The sequence below is a fragment of the Peribacillus sp. NPDC097198 genome, from assembly GCF_044762055.1.
Classification (GTDB): Bacteria; Bacillota; Bacilli; order Bacillales; family DSM-1321; genus Peribacillus.
In genome coordinates, this window is the sequence record NZ_JBIWDO010000006.1 from 69,755 (window position 1) to 85,092 (window position 15,338).

Here is a 15,338-nt window from a genome sequence, read left to right on the forward strand (position 1 = left end):
TTATGATTTCGCTCCTGTTAAGGATAAAGTCCGGAAAAGACTCTAGTCGTCTAACACTTTCATGCAAGTACTCATATAATTATCATGTATATGCAAACACCCCTTACATTAACTTCACCAAAAGGCGGATATCATCATGATAAAAATCAATCACAAACCGATCGACGCTAGCCAGCTGCTAGCTGGTATAACAAACAAGAACCTATCAACCATTATTCAGCTGATGGCCATATATCCTACCATTTTTGAGTTTGACACATTGGAAGATTTTCGTTTCGACTTAAAAATACGTATGAAGGCCATTCAGGCTTCCGTATTGTTAGAGGAAAGTGGGGCCGAATTTACGATCCTCGAAGATTCCCTATGCAATCCACAAGTTTGGCAACTCACGAAAGACCGGGCTTTTGAACTCTGGCCGAATATCCCTCCACACATGGCATTGAATGACATATTCATAAACGGCAGACTATACTCTTTCGAATGCGGAACAGCCATATTGGTCGTATTTTATAAAGCGATACTGGATTCAATCGGACCTAAGAATTTCGATCGTATTTTTCCTGATCTGTTTCTTTACAACTGGCACTATCATCATAATCTTTCCATCCTTGTCCATGAGGGGATGGATTATTTACCTGGTGACTGCTTATACTTCAAAAATCCGGACTTTGCTCCGAACACCCCGGAATGGCAAGGGGAAAATGCAATCATGTTAGGCCAGAACCTCTTCTTTGCGCATGGTATCGGAGTCACCGATCAACAAGAAATCATTACCGAATTGAATAGTAACAGAATTTGGGGATCCATGATCTCCGCCTACCTGACAACACATATTATCCAAATCGACAGTTCCGCTTATCGGCCCTACTCGATAAAAAGTGAACGTGACGATACGGATTCACTCGATAATATGATCGTTGGCGAGATAGGTTCCAACACCTATTTAACCTAAAAAGCGCCTGGAGGGAATCATCCCTCCAAGCGCTTTTTTAGGCACCTATATTTCTTTTTCCTTTAAATCTACCAGCACCCATTTTTCCCCATTTCGTAATGGAAAGTGTATAAACGACCAATGCGGACCAGATGAAGATAAAGGCCAAGAAGTGTGCTTTTGTAAAGCTTTCATGATATACGAACACCCCTAGGAGCAAAGTCAAGGTTGGGGCAATGTACTGCAGGATGCCAAGCATGGACAAAGGCACCTTCTCTGCACCTTTCGCAAAGTACAGTAAGGGTAGTGCCGTTACGATTCCCCCACCCATCAACATCAGGCTCGTTCCGCTGGATGCGAAAAATTGCGAATCCGAATGGAGCATCAAATATATCCAGTAACCCAACGCAAGTGGCGTCACCATCATCGTTTCAAGCGTCAGTCCCACGGCTGATTCGGCCTTGATCATCTTTTTCGCCAAGCCATAGAGTCCAAACGTGATGGCCAGGATGAGCGATACCCATGGAATCGTTCCAAAGTGGATACCAAGGATCAAGACACCAATTCCAGCGAGGATGAATGAAACGACCTGCGATCGGCTTAGTTTTTCTTTCAAGACGATGACTCCCAACAAAACGCTGACAAGCGGATTGATATAATAACCAAGGCTCGTGTCGAGGATTCGTTCTGAGTTAACAGCCCATATGAACACTCCCCAGTTAGCTGAGACCAATAGCGAGGCCGTCAATAATGCGGCAAATAATTTGGGGTTGCCTAGGATTTCTTTAACATAATCGACAAAAGCCCGCCATTTTTTCATGAATGCCAATAAAACCACCATGAAGACGAAGGACCATAATACCCGCTGAGCTAAAATTTCCGCTGCCCCAACGCCCTGAAGAAATTTCCAATATATCGGGACAATGCCCCACATCATATAAGAAACGGCTGCATAAATCGCCCCTTCTTTTTGTTCGCTTACTTTCATAACCTTTCCTTCTTTCCCTTTGCATCATTCCATAGTCACGCTCAAATTTGCTCTAATGGAACGATTTTTTCTGTACCTTCATTTCTTTGATGACTTACCCCTTACCCTTTTCCCCTTCCGATTCGATTGTCTTCCTTAAACGACAAGGACCACCTACTTAGAAAGCAAACATTGTCCTTTCAGGTCGATTTCCCCGGAAATATTGCAGACATCATTTTTCCATAAGAAGCCTGCCTCTCCCTAACTTGCCGATCTTCTTTAGCACGTAAGTTTCCCATAATATGCAGTAAGTGTATCACCTCATTTGATTTAATCCCACATTTTTGCTTCACTAAAAAAACGCCAGCACAATGGCTGACGTTCGAGTTTCCTCCTACTTTTCCAGGAGTCTTTCTTCCATTTTACGTAAGTCGACCCGCTTGATCTTACCGGACGTCGTTTTAGGAAGTTCCTTTAAAAATTCTATTTTTCTAGGGTATTTATAAGGAGCCGTCATGTCTTTCACATGTTGCTGAAGCGTCTTTATTAAATCTGGACGATGAGGGTCTACACTATCAATCAAGACAATGTATGCTTTAACAACACTCCCCCGCACTTCATCCGGACTTGCTACGACTGCACATTCTTTCACGAAGGGATGCTTAATGAGCGCATCTTCGACTTCAAAGGGCCCGATTGTATACCCCGAACTGATGATGATATCATCGGAACGGCCTTCAAACCAGAAATAACCTTCTTCATCTTTCTTAGCCTGATCCCCTGTTACATAATAGTCACCGCGAAATTGTCTCGCCGTGCGTTCCGGATCCTTAAAATACTCTTTGAAGAGGGCAGGCGTATCCACATGCACCGCGATATCCCCTACCACGCCAGGAAGACATGGCTTTCCGGCATCATCGATGATCTCCACATGATTTCCTGGAGTCGGTTTGCCCATTGAGCCCATTTTAATTTCCATGCCTTTTATCACACCGACCAAAAGCGTATTTTCCGTTTGGCCATATCCGTCACGCACTTCGATGTTAAAATGATTCTTAAACACTTCAAACACCTTTTGATTTAACGGTTCCCCGGCCGATACAGCGCTATGGAGAGCAGATAAGTCATAATCATCGAGATTATCCACTTTCGCCATCAGACGGTATTCTGTAGGCGTACAACAAAGGGCATTCACTTTGTAATCCTGCAGCAACTGCAAATACTTCTTCGGTTCAAATCTCCCATGATATGCAAGCCCAGTTGCACCGGTCCCCAGGACTGCCAGGAACGGACTCCAAATCCACTTCTGCCACCCGGGTCCAGCGGTTGCCCAGACGACATCTCCCTCGCTAATTCCCAACCAGTTTGCCGCCGATGTCTTTAAATGGGCATAAGCCCAACCATGTGTATGTACAACTCCCTTAGGATTTCCTGTCGTACCTGAAGTATAGGATAAGAAGGCCATATCCTCACTTTTCGTATCAGCCAAAGCAAGCTGTTCGGACTCATCTTCAGCTAATCCATTCAAATCATGCCACCCGTCCACTTGTTGTCCTATCGAGAATTTCAAGAGATTTTCTGTTTCTTTAATTTCATTGAATTCATGGGTGTATTCATGATAACTGACAATCCCTTTTACATCACCGTGATTGATCCGATATTTTAAATCTTTTGCACGGAGCATCTCGGAGCAAGGAATGACAACCACCCCGATTTTAAGGGCGGCTAAATATACTTGATACGCTTCAACTAAACGAGGGATGATGATCAGAACCGTATCCCCTTTTTCCAGTCCCATTTTTATAAAGACATTACCGAATTTATTTGCGCTTTTTAATAAGTTCTCATATGTAAGTTGTTTTCTGTGCCCGGTTTCGTTTTCCCAAAGTACTGCCACTTTTTCCGGATTTGATGCAAAACGTTCCATTTCACTCACTAAGTTGTAATGTTCCGGAGCCAATAATTCTTCACGCTTCATTCTCTTCTCCTCCATTCATGAACTCTTAGTACCTACTCATTATACAAGATACTTCCCCATTTTAATATCTTAACGATGTTTTTTTCTGAAATAAAATAAAGAGAGCGGGGGAACCCCCGCTCTCTGCAGCCATATTTATTCAATTATCTTATCGTCTGAATCCGCCGCCTAATTGTTGTTCAGCCATTTGAACTAGACGCTTTGTAATTTCTCCACCCACTGATCCGTTAGCGCGAGAAGTTGTATCTGCACCAAGTTGCACACCGAATTCTGAAGCGATTTCGTATTTCATTTGTTCTAGAGCTTGTTCTACTCCAGGTACCAATAAGTCGTTTGAGCTGTTGTTGTTTGCCATGTGTTTTTCACCTCCTTGTGATTATAGAGTGTGTTAAAACACATGGCTTCATTCCTACTTATTTATTGGTAATTGTAGGGTTTTAAAAGAGGTCTTCCAGCGCTTCATTATCGTCGAAAACCTGTCCAGGTTGGACCGTCACAATCTCTGTGTCGGACACCGCTTTTTCAATCAATGTTTCGAAGTCCACGAAGCTTTCATAATAATTGACTTTTTCGCGTTTCGGCTTTGTCTTCGGACTTGCCGGTGTGAAGACCGTACAGCAATCCTCGAATGGAAGGTTCGAAATTTCAAATGTATCCAGCTCTCTAGCCATTTTGATGATTTCCGTTTTATCCATTGTGATTAACGGACGAAGAATGGGCGTATTCGTCACTTCATTGATGGCATACATACTGCTCATCGTCTGACTTGCTACCTGTCCAAGGCTTTCACCCGTGATCAGTGCCATTGCATCTTCTTTCTCACGAATTTTGTCCGCAACACGCATCATTAAGCGGCGTGTTGTCGTCATGGAGTAGTTCTCCGGGATCTGTTTCTGGATCAGTAACTGGATTTCCGTGAATGGTACGATATGGACCTTCATGCTGCCACTAATTTCAGCAAGCTTCCCTGCGAGGTCTATCACCTTTTGGCGGGAACGTTCACTTGTGAAAGGAGGACTGTAAAAGTGGATCGCTTCCACATCCAATCCACGTTTCATTGATAGGAATCCGGCAACAGGACTGTCGATTCCACCTGAGAGCATCAACATTGCTTTACCACTTGAACCAAATGGCAGACCGCCGGCTCCTGGAATGATTTCACCTGTTAAATACACTGCTTCCCGTCGCACTTCCACAAGTAAATTCAGATCTGGGTTTTTTACATCCACTTTTAAATCTTCGGTATTACGAAGCAAATGACCGCCTAGCGCCCGATTTATTTCATCCGTATTGTATGGAAAATCCTTATCGGACCGTTTTGTCGTAATTTTAAATGTAGCGACTTCCCCAAGTGTGTTGTTCAAATAATACAAAGCCGCATTTTTCATCACTTCCAGGTCCCGTTCGATTTTAACCGCGGGGCTCAAGGACTGAATGCCAAAAATCCCTTTCAATCGTTCTATGACCGGCTTGTGATCGACCCCATTTAACAGGACATACATCCGTTCCCGATTCGAAGTCAACTGCACGCCCTCGATATCCTTTAAACTCCAGCGGACATGTGCCTTCATCTTGTCCACGAAGCCTTTGCGGTTTCTTTTCTTCGTCGAGATTTCGCCGTAGCGGATAATTATATGATCAAATTTCATTTCGCAACCCTCATTATTTTTTCTAAATTAGCGACTATTTTCTGGATCGCTGCCAGGACTTTCTCTGCTTCTTCCAATTGATTACTATAAGTGGTGCTGATCCGAATCACACTCTCGGAACGGACGGAGTCATGAAACATCGCTTCCACCGTTTTGCTTGACGTCCTTTTTTTAGAAGAACAGGCACTTGTAGTCGAGACAACTATTCCCTCAGCTTCAAGAGCATGAAGCAATACTTCCGACTTAAGACCGGGCACGGAAAAATTCAGGATATGAAGAGCCCCATTTAATGGGCTGTTTACCAAGACTCCATCCATTTTCATAAGGCCCTCGTATAAATAATCCCGGATTTGTTGCATCTTATCATGATACAGCTGTTGATTGTTCATACTAATGCGAAAAGCTTTGGAAAGAGCGACAATGCCGGCCACATTTTCTGTGCCACTTCTTATTTTCGTCTCTTGATTGCCTCCATGGAACAAGGATTGAATACGGACACCATCGCGGATATAAAGGATGCCCGTTCCCTTCAACCCATGAACTTTATGGCCAGAAATGGAACAGAGGTCTATATTATTTTCCCTTATTGGCAAATCAACCTTACCGGCTCCCTGTACATGGTCAACATGGAAAAGCGCTTTTGGGTAACGTTTCAGCAAGCTACCGATCTCCGCAATGGGCTGAATGGAACCCACTTCGTTATTCACATGCATGATCGATACTAAAATCGTATCTTCCCGTAATGCGAGTTCAAGGTCGGAGAGTGAAATTCGACCTTGCTCATCGACAGGCAAGTAGGTCAATTCAAATCCCTGTTCCTCCAAAGAGTGGCATGCATCACCGACGGATGGATGTTCAATGGCCGTCGTGATGATATGTTTCCCCCGGTTAGCGTACGCCTGTGCCACCCCTTTGATCGCCAGGTTATTCGATTCCGTCCCACCGGACGTGAAATAAATTTCCGAGCTTTTCACCTTTAGCAATTCAGCCATCTGCTTTCTAGCTGCAGACAATAATTTTTCGGCCTGCACTCCAAGCCCATGAAGGGAAGATGGGTTACCGAAATAATCAGTAGACACCTTTATGAATGACTCAATCACTTCTGGATATGGTTTTGTTGTTGCACTATTATCAAAATAAATCATGGTTTCACCTTCCATGTTCTTGTATCTATGATGTAAATCGTCTTTAGTCCGTTTCATATGTTGCACTTGCAACTTCTAATTTTAACATAATTGAAATTGAAAGAGAATGGAAACACCTAGGTAAACAAGTTACCCCCATCTTTTCGCTTGCTTCATCCTTTCCCTCCGCTTTTTAGCCATCCTGAGGCTTATATGGAGCATGACATTACAATCTTGATTAAATAAGCCTCTCGGGATTTAAAAACGTTCTGAAGGGCCTTCAACCAAGCCTCGCTATCATCTACTTTGTGATCACACGAAAAAACCCGCCATAGCGGGTTTTCAGGAAAGAACTTCTTCTAGATTCGCTCCGATTTTTCGTAAGCTGCCTGGGTCGACCTTTTCAATCGCGGTGGCAGCCGTTTCCAATGCAGCTTGATACTCATAGCTCCTGAATTTGGCTTCAGCTTGTCTCAAGCTTTCAGCAACCGTCTCATGACTGCTACGGTACCGATTACCGAATTGAATCACTTTTTCTGCGAGATACATATGTTCAATGAGTTCATGTGCCTTATCATAAACCTTGTTGACCTGTTCAACGGCTTTTTCTAGGTAGATATAGACAGCGGACATATCAAGAGGTTTTTCCTCCAGTTTGCTTTGAACGTCACTCACGCTTTCCTTAGCATCCTGAAGCACCAATTTATACTCTTCAGGCAGACCGGGAATGTTGCTCTTGGTAATCAATCGGCTGGTTTCGATCATTTTCCGTTTCAAATCGGCCAGTGAGTCCCTTGCATCCATTTCATCTTTTCTTAAATCCTGTAATTTAATACTGAAGTCCTTTTGGCTTTCTTGCAATTCGTTCAGCTGTTTGGCAAGGCTTTGCATTTCTTCACTGATCAGCGAGCTCGCCATTACATTATCTTCAATTTTCAAGACAAGCAATTGATAGCGTTTGGAAATCTGGGCAATTTGCTTTTCCATCTTCCGTTGTGCTTCCAATTCATTTTCAGTGAGATGATACGTTTCTTGAACATGCAGGGTTTCTGTTTTTTGCTCATCGATTTCTTCTCCAAGGTCATTTATCATATTCCGGAGCACTTCATCATTCTTCAGGATGTACTGTTTGGAAAGCACTTCTTTCTCCAGTAGGTCGTATAGCACCTCAATGCTTTCCCTGACATCCTTGATTCCCGTTTCAACCGCTTCCGTTTCTGCATTTTCCAATTGTGTCTTATATAGGTCCAGTTCATTCTCCAAACGGGAGATTTCCTGTTCGAATTGGATATGGCTCAATAGATAACCCTGACCGGCCATCTCCTGATATCCGTCTTTCAATTCACTAAGATGCGAATGTAACTCGGATTGGCTATCAACCAATAACTTAGGGAGCATTTCCATTTTCGTACCCAGGACAGTGAGCTTTTCCTTTATGGAAAGGACAAGTTCCCTCGCATTTAAATAGTTCCCATTGACCGTTTCTTCCTCATACTGCTGGAGGATCTGCAATACCTCATCAAGGGAGGATTCAAGCTTATCCGCCGCTTTCCCATAATTATGACGATGGGCAAGCAATGTCTTTTTCAATTGGCGATACGTTTCTTTTATGTCCTCAATTTCCACTCGGTTCTTTTCTTCACTGCCAACAAGTTCATTCAATTCGTACAAGATTTTTTTGATCATTTCTTCAATTTCATCGAGTTTTAACGTAATTTGTCGCTGTGTCTCTTTCGAACGGCTGAAACGGAATTTATCGACAAATTCCTCCGCATCGAACAAGAGCTCTTCAACTTTCGGCATATGATCCGTAATGATGGCATCCCATTCCACGCGCCAGTTTTCGAACATTTCTTCTGTTTCACCTGTCATGTTCAATTGTTTGACTTTGGATAGTTCTTCTAAAACGGGGCGATGCAAGATACTGATCTTCCAGGATTCAAGACGATCGATTTCCTTGAAGTATTTCTTTTTGTAAAAATAGCCCCAAACTATGAAAATTAAAAATAACACGATTATTATTCCAAGTATGTATATGAATACCATGGTAAGCCCCCTGTTCTAATCCTTACAGCCACGCTCTTTTATATATAAATGTAAAAAATGTTCAATTTAATGCTTTTATGATACCATGTTAGCAATAATTTTTGACGAGAAAAATATAATTTTTGTAGAAAATTGCTACAAATACCGTTTATATGGGAGGGAAAGAACATGAAATCTGATAGACATGTGCATACTTCGTTTTGCCCACACGGTTCAGCGGATACATTTGATGATTATATTACAAGGGGAATTGAACTCGGATTAAAGGAAATTACGTTCACGGAACATGCACCTTTACCACCGGGTTTTCAAGATCCGACCCCTGAAAAAGACAGTGGAATGGATCCCACCCTGCTTCTTGATTACTTTCAAGAGCTTCATGTATTAAAAGAGCATTACAAAGACAAAATCCTCATTAAAAGAGGCCTGGAGGTTGACTTTATAGAGGGATTCGAAAAGGAAACAAAAGAATTCCTCAATGAAGTCGGCGAATTCCTAGATGACAGCATTCTTTCCGTCCATTTCATCAAGCAGGAACAGAACTGGCACTGCATCGATTTCAGTGATGCTACATTCCGTTCGATTGCGACCGAATTAGGATCCATCGATGCTGTATATGCCAAATATTACGATACCTTAGAAAAATCAATTCGTGCTGATCTAGGAATCTATAAACCAAAACGAATCGGGCACATTACCCTTGTTCATAAATTCCAGCATCGATATCCGCCTGAAAACAATTTTGACGACCGCGTATGCCGAGTTTTGGGTTTGATCAAGGAACAGGGGTATTCACTTGATTATAACGGAGCTGGTTTCGTAAAACCACTTTGTGGTGAGCCTTATCCTCCGGAGCGCTTTGCCAGACGGGCCATGGATCTCGGCATCCCGCTCGTTTATGGTTCCGATGCTCATCAAGCCAAGGATTTAGGACAGGGTTTCGAGTCGCTCATTCCGGAATTCAAGGGCTCATTCAAGTAAACATTTCGGGTCTTCCCGCTAGCAGGGGTTGCAGCTCTTCCGAAATGAATAATGTATCTTCCAGGAACCGACCGACTTCCTCTGCATATAGATTCGTATAATAGGCTTCCTGAGGGAACACATGCAGGACTTCCATCGCATAATGGGTATGAAGGACCGGCGCTGTTAATAGGCCTTTTAACTGCAACATGAACATGGGGATGGAAACCGAATGGAAGTTCCTGCTTTTAATCCCTTGTTCCAGAATATATTGAAAGTAAGATTTTTCTTTTGTAAAATAGGTCGAATGAATTTCACGGTTCAAGTTGGAATCAAGTGACGATTCCCCATAGATGAATCGGGCCGCCAAAAAATTCTTTCTCTGAAACGTGAGGATATCCTTCACTAGATTCATTAGGCACTCTTGTGGACCTTTAATCTCCAGTTGTTCCATATTCCTTTCAAGGACTAGAAGGTATTCTTCTAAATAGGAAATGAAGCAGAACTCCAACAGTCCCTGCTTATTCTTGAAATAGTAGGCAATATTGGCAGCATTCACTTTTGCTTTATTGGCGATATCCCGTATGGATGTTGCATGGTAGCCCTTTAAATGAAATAAATGCAGGGCAGCTTCCACAATAGCTTGTTTCGTTGGCGTCTGGCGATTCATCGGCAATCCCTCGCTTTCTTTGAGACAAGTCTTGTGGATTAATTCTGTATGAAACCGGCCAACTCCTTTAGTAAGTTCTCGACAATTTCTCTACATCCAGTGGCTTGTCAAGAAAGTCCTGTAATATAATGCGGAAGACAGGTGAATCCTTTTGTTTAATGTCGAAATGTATCAAGGAAATAAAGAAGAAAACTATGCGCTCGTACAAAAACAGCTCATAGCCCTTATCGAAGATGAACCGAACATGATTGCCAACTTAAGTAATGCATCCGCCTTGCTCAACCAATTCTTGGGCGAAATCAATTGGGTTGGATTTTATTTACTCGAAAAAGACGAATTGGTCTTAGGTCCTTTCCAAGGCCTTCCAGCGTGCGTCCGCATTCCAATCGGCAAAGGTGTATGTGGGACCTCAGCAGCTGAGCGGAAAACCATGAGGGTTGAGGACGTCCATCAATTCCCGGGACATATTGCCTGCGATGCTGCCACGAGATCGGAAATAGTCGTCCCGCTCATGAAGGATGGCAAGCTAATTGGCGTGCTTGATATCGACAGCCCGATCACAAACCGATTTGATGAAAGCGATCAACAAGGGTTGGAGAAATTAACGGACATCCTTTGCAACTATTTATAGAAACAAGACGAAGGGGAGTGACAATGTCACTCCCCTTCGTCTTTTAAAGTCGCCATTCCTTTACATTCACCCTATTTTTCCCGGAGTTCTTCGCCATATACAACGCTTCATCCGCCCGTTTGAATACTTCCTTAACGTTATCGAACTGCTCTTTTGCCCAGTAAGAGACGCCACAGGAAATGGTCACTTTCGGACTGGATTCCTCCCCAACCTTATCTTTTAAACGTTCCGCAATCTTGACGCCAGTTTCCAAGGGTATGCGTGGGAGGTAAATGGCCATTTCTTCGCCACCCCACCTAGCCCCTATATCTGTATCACGGATGTTATGCTGAATGAGATTGGCAACCTGGATGAGGATATCATCCCCAACTTGGTGCCCATACGTGTCATTCACTTTCTTAAAGTTATCAATGTCAATAAGGATGAATGTTCCTTCTTCATCCACTTCCATCGACTGGGACATCTTATCATCGAGATAACTCCTTGAATATAGCCGAGTCAGATGATCTGTTATGACCATCTTTTCCAATTCTTCACGGAGCATGGAATTCGCCATGGCCAAACTTGAATGATGTATGAGTGATTGCAAAAGTTTGAACATTTCAAAGGAAAAGAAATAGGGTTCTTCGTGTAATACTAAGGCAAACCCCTTAACATCGTTGCTTTCCATCATCGGAACAGCCATCAGGGAGTGATACCTCACATCAACACCCGGGCATTTCACGCTTAAGTCCCCTATAAATAATGATTCCTTGTCTTTATCAATCTTGTCTTTCATGAATGATACATACAGTTCCGATTCCTCTGAATCAAAAAAATCAGAGCTTCCTGTCAATAAATTCACGTTTTCCCCTGGCAGAAGCAAGATAAAACCTGTCTGGTCTGCGTCAAAGGACTTCATGATTTGCTGTTTCATATACTCCATCGTCTCACTTAAGCGTAGATTGGAATTCAAATGGTGAGATGTTTCGTTAATCAACTGCAAATCCGATACGAGACGTTTCGATTGCTGATACAATTGGGCATTTTCCAGGGCACTTCCGGCAGTATTCGCCAATAACGCAATGAACTCGATTTCGCTTTCAGGAAACATGAGCGTGTTAGGCGCAATGACTTGCAAAACCCCATATACCCCCTGTTTACCTTTTAGAGGTGCATATAAGATAGAATGATCGTCAGAGGGGTGATCATCGAATTGTATGGTGCCTGTTACATAAGCTTGCAGGGCCGCCACATTCTCGCTATCATATTCTAGATCCTTAATCGGCAGATTTTCATGACTATCATTATCATGGGAGAGAAGCAGGAAATAATCAAAGGTTGGATACACGGTATGCAAGGTCGAAATGATTTCTCCCAGGACCGCATCCATATTCATCGAAGAATGGAACTTTTCCGTGACCTTGAACAACCGTTTATTCCGTTTCTCCTCGACTGACATCTTGGAAATTGATAAAGCCGATTTCAAGATGGTTGCGAATTCTCCTGCAAAATCAGTCCCTTGCTCCTCTGTCAGACTCCTGAAAGAAATCCCCTGTTCTTTCAGGGCTATCAATCCGTTGACCTTCCCCTGATCCCAAAGAGGAATGATCGTTTGGAAATCTCGGAAATCCTTCGGCATAAATACAAACGATGCTTCGTCATTCTTATTTTCGTTCATTGCCTTCTCAATATGTTCCTGTGCGGGCGCCTTCATAATATAGTCCTCAACACTGCCTGTCGAAGCCTCTTTATAATATTGTAGCTTCCACTCATCAAATTTAAAGAAAGATACCTCTTCCATATAAAGTTGCTCTTTTGTCTCTATTAAAAAACCTTCTAAAAACTTCTGGAAATGGAGGTCCCCTTCCGAACTTTTCATATGCTGAAAGAAAAGTATCCTTAATTCATTCAATAACTGCACTGTTTTAATCTTCATCTCCATCATCCCTATATCACAGCCTATTTTTAAGCAAACTTATAAATACGAAGTATTTTAAAAAAATATTAGTCCAAAAGAACTACTTGTAATCAAGATCATACCATATCTCCCTGAAATAATGGAAACGATTGACAATATTCATTTTAGGTTATTACTTTATTATAACGCTTCTACCCTGAAATTTCTCCCTTATTCTAGTATTTTTTATAAGATTTTGAATTTCATTCTCTACCTAAATCATAATTATCATCCGATTCCGCTTGACTCACTTGGCAGAGTATTATACAATATTCCTTGTGTAAAATATTGCAGCCTATGTGACAGCCTTTATGTTCTCATTTTGTTCCTCCATACAGAGGTGTATCTCGTAACTCTCTGCTGCTAGGGCGAAGGTACATGAAAACAAAATGGTCATGATTGTTCATTCACACACGGTTTTTATTTTACCAAAATAAAAACATTCGAAGGAGGAGTCATCCTATGGCTCGTTATACTGGCCCAAGCTGGAAACTATCCCGTCGTTTAGGGATTTCCCTAACAGGTACTGGTAAAGAATTAGAAAAACGTCCTTACGCACCAGGACAACACGGTCCTAACCAACGTAGAAAAATTTCTGAATACGGAATGCAACTACAAGAGAAACAAAAACTTCGTCACATGTACGGAATCACTGAACGTCAATTCCGTTCAATGTTCGACCGCGCTGGCAAAATCAAAGGTGTTCATGGTGAAAACTTCATGGTTCTTCTTGAATCACGTCTTGATAACCTTGTTTACCGTCTTGGTTTAGCTCGTACACGTCGTCAAGCACGTCAACTTGTTAACCACGGTCACATCACTGTAGATGGAAAACGCGTAGACATTCCTTCTTACAAAGTGTCTCTTGGACAAGTAATCAGCGTTCGTGAAAAATCACGTAACTTCTCAATCATCAAAGAATCAGTTGAAGCGACTAACTTCGTTCCTGACTTCCTTACTTTCGATGCTGAGAAATTAGAAGGTACATTCACTCGTTTACCAGAACGTTCTGAATTGCCAGCTGAAATTAACGAAGCTCTTATCGTTGAGTTCTACTCTCGTTAATACCTTCGGAACCTCATCCTTGGATGGGGTTTTTTTTATGCTTGGAATTCAATACAAATAAAAGCCGGCTGGGATTCAGCCGGCTTTCTCTATCTTATTTCACTAATGTGTATTTCTTTTTCCCTCGACGTATTAGGATGAATTCCCCTTCAATCTTAGCCTCTTCGTTTACGATATATTGTAAATCAGTGACTTTTTCTCCGTTGATGGAGATGGCTCCATTCTGGATATCTTCACGTGCTTGACGTTTAGATGGAGAAATCTTCGCTTCTACAATTAAGTCCACTAACGAAATATCTTCGTCACTTTCACGTTCAAAACTTGGAAAATCTTTAAACCCGACTTTAATTTCGGCCGCACTTAGATTCTTCACGTCACCACTGAATAAAGCAGCAGAGATTTTGATCGCTTGATCTAGAGCTTCTTGACCATGGATCATCCGTGTCATTTCTTCTCCTAAAGCTTTTTGCGCTTTACGTAAGTGCGGTTCGGTTTCCATGGATTTCTCTAAGTCCTCAATGACTTCACGCGACAAGAATGTGAAGAACTTCAAGTATTTCACGACATCAGCGTCCGCTGTGTTAATCCAGAATTGGTAAAATTCATAAGGTGTCGTTTTTTCTGGATCCAACCAGATTGCTCCGCCTTCCGTTTTCCCAAACTTCGTGCCATCCGCTTTAGTTACAAGTGGAATTGTCATGCCGTATGCTTTTGTCTCTTCATCATGCGACTTGCGGATCATTTCAAGTCCTGTGGTGATATTCCCCCACTGATCGCTTCCACCAATTTGCAGCTTACAGTTATGATTGTCGTACAAGTGGTTGAAATCAATGCCTTGTAAAATTGTGTACGCAAATTCAGTAAAGGAAATTCCTGTTTCCAAACGAGAAGCAACCGTATCTTTGGCAAGCATGTAATTCACACCAATATATTTTCCATAATCACGCAGGAACGTCACCATATCAATTTTGCCGATCCAGTCATAGTTATTAACCATCACTGCACCATTTTCACCTTCAAATTCGAAGATTTGGGAAAGCTGTCCCTTAATGCAGTCTGCATTATAAAGAACCTTTTCCAACGTTTGCAGCTGTCTTTCTTCTTTCTTACCACTTGGATCTCCGATGAGACCAGTCGCTCCGCCCACAAGCACAACAGGACGGTGTCCATGCTTTTGGAACCGGCGCAATGTTAAGAATGGAAGCAAATGCCCAATATGCATGCTATCTGCAGTTGGATCCACCCCGCAATATAGGGAAATCTTTTCTTTATCCAAAATATCCTTGAGTCCTTCTTCATCCGTTTGTTGGTACATGATTCCCCGCCACTCGAGATCCTTAAGTAATTCCATTCCATTTTTCCTCCTTCATATATATCC

General features: G+C 42.3%; 13 protein-coding genes. 4 read left to right on the forward strand and 9 right to left on the reverse strand.

The features are described 5' to 3' along the window. Positions 1-136 precede the first annotated feature (136 nt). The gene (locus ACIQXQ_RS12255; RefSeq protein WP_402957741.1) at positions 137-952 is read left to right on the forward strand and encodes a protein-glutamine gamma-glutamyltransferase; all 816 of its coding nucleotides are present in this window, start codon (positions 137-139) and stop codon (positions 950-952) included. 37 nt (positions 953-989) lie between these two features. Here the strand turns inward: ACIQXQ_RS12255 and rarD are convergent, their stop codons facing one another. The 6 genes from rarD to ezrA form a co-directional block, all read right to left on the reverse strand. Continuing rightward, complete coding sequence (gene rarD, locus ACIQXQ_RS12260) at positions 990-1,919, reverse strand: EamA family transporter RarD (protein WP_402874951.1); 930 nt, start codon at positions 1,917-1,919, stop codon at positions 990-992. 373 nt (positions 1,920-2,292) lie between these two features. Further along, positions 2,293-3,876, reverse strand: coding sequence for an acyl-CoA synthetase MbcS (gene mbcS, locus ACIQXQ_RS12265; RefSeq protein WP_402874948.1), 1,584 nt, complete (start codon positions 3,874-3,876; stop codon positions 2,293-2,295). 148 nt (positions 3,877-4,024) lie between these two features. Next, positions 4,025-4,231: an alpha/beta-type small acid-soluble spore protein gene (locus tag ACIQXQ_RS12270; RefSeq protein WP_402874945.1), complete on the reverse strand. Its 207-nt coding sequence runs from the start codon at positions 4,229-4,231 to the stop codon at positions 4,025-4,027. Between the two features lie 82 nt (positions 4,232-4,313). Continuing rightward, positions 4,314-5,525, reverse strand: coding sequence for a tRNA uracil 4-sulfurtransferase ThiI (thiI, locus tag ACIQXQ_RS12275; protein ID WP_402874942.1), 1,212 nt, complete (start codon positions 5,523-5,525; stop codon positions 4,314-4,316). Continuing rightward, entirely contained in the window at positions 5,522-6,670 is a 1,149-nt protein-coding gene (locus ACIQXQ_RS12280; protein WP_402957742.1) for a cysteine desulfurase family protein, read from the reverse strand. Before ACIQXQ_RS12280 ends, thiI begins: the two co-directional genes overlap by 4 nt. Before the next feature lie 321 nt (positions 6,671-6,991). Further along, a complete protein-coding gene (ezrA, locus tag ACIQXQ_RS12285; RefSeq protein ID WP_402957743.1) occupies positions 6,992-8,695 on the reverse strand; it encodes a septation ring formation regulator EzrA in 1,704 nt (567 codons plus the stop codon). Between the two features lie 168 nt (positions 8,696-8,863). Between ezrA and hisJ the strand changes: the two genes are divergently transcribed. After that, entirely contained in the window at positions 8,864-9,676 is an 813-nt protein-coding gene (hisJ, locus tag ACIQXQ_RS12290) for a histidinol-phosphatase HisJ (RefSeq protein WP_402957745.1), read from the forward strand. Here hisJ and refZ read toward each other — a convergent pair. After that, positions 9,669-10,325, reverse strand: a complete 657-nt coding sequence (gene refZ / locus ACIQXQ_RS12295; RefSeq protein WP_402874931.1) for a forespore capture DNA-binding protein RefZ — start codon at positions 10,323-10,325, stop codon at positions 9,669-9,671. The two genes, hisJ and refZ, sit on opposite strands and share 8 nt — an antisense overlap. 151 nt (positions 10,326-10,476) lie before the next feature. Here refZ and ACIQXQ_RS12300 point away from each other — a divergent pair, with 151 nt between their 5' ends. Next, on the forward strand, positions 10,477-10,956 hold the full coding sequence (locus ACIQXQ_RS12300; protein ID WP_402957748.1) for a GAF domain-containing protein: 480 nt from the start codon (positions 10,477-10,479) through the stop codon (positions 10,954-10,956). Positions 10,957-10,999: 43 nt separating this feature from the next. On the opposite strand, the gene ACIQXQ_RS12305 is transcribed toward ACIQXQ_RS12300, so the two are convergent. Next, entirely contained in the window at positions 11,000-12,874 is a 1,875-nt protein-coding gene (locus ACIQXQ_RS12305; RefSeq protein ID WP_402957750.1) for a sensor domain-containing diguanylate cyclase, read from the reverse strand. A 483-nt stretch (positions 12,875-13,357) separates the two neighbouring features. On the opposite strand from ACIQXQ_RS12305, the gene rpsD reads away from it, so the two are divergent. After that, on the forward strand, positions 13,358-13,960 hold the full coding sequence (gene rpsD, locus ACIQXQ_RS12310) for a 30S ribosomal protein S4 (protein ID WP_402874922.1): 603 nt from the start codon (positions 13,358-13,360) through the stop codon (positions 13,958-13,960). Between the two features lie 94 nt (positions 13,961-14,054). On the opposite strand, the gene tyrS is transcribed toward rpsD, so the two are convergent. Beyond that, positions 14,055-15,311: a tyrosine--tRNA ligase gene (tyrS, locus tag ACIQXQ_RS12315; protein WP_402874919.1), complete on the reverse strand. Its 1,257-nt coding sequence runs from the start codon at positions 15,309-15,311 to the stop codon at positions 14,055-14,057. Positions 15,312-15,338 lie beyond the last annotated feature (27 nt).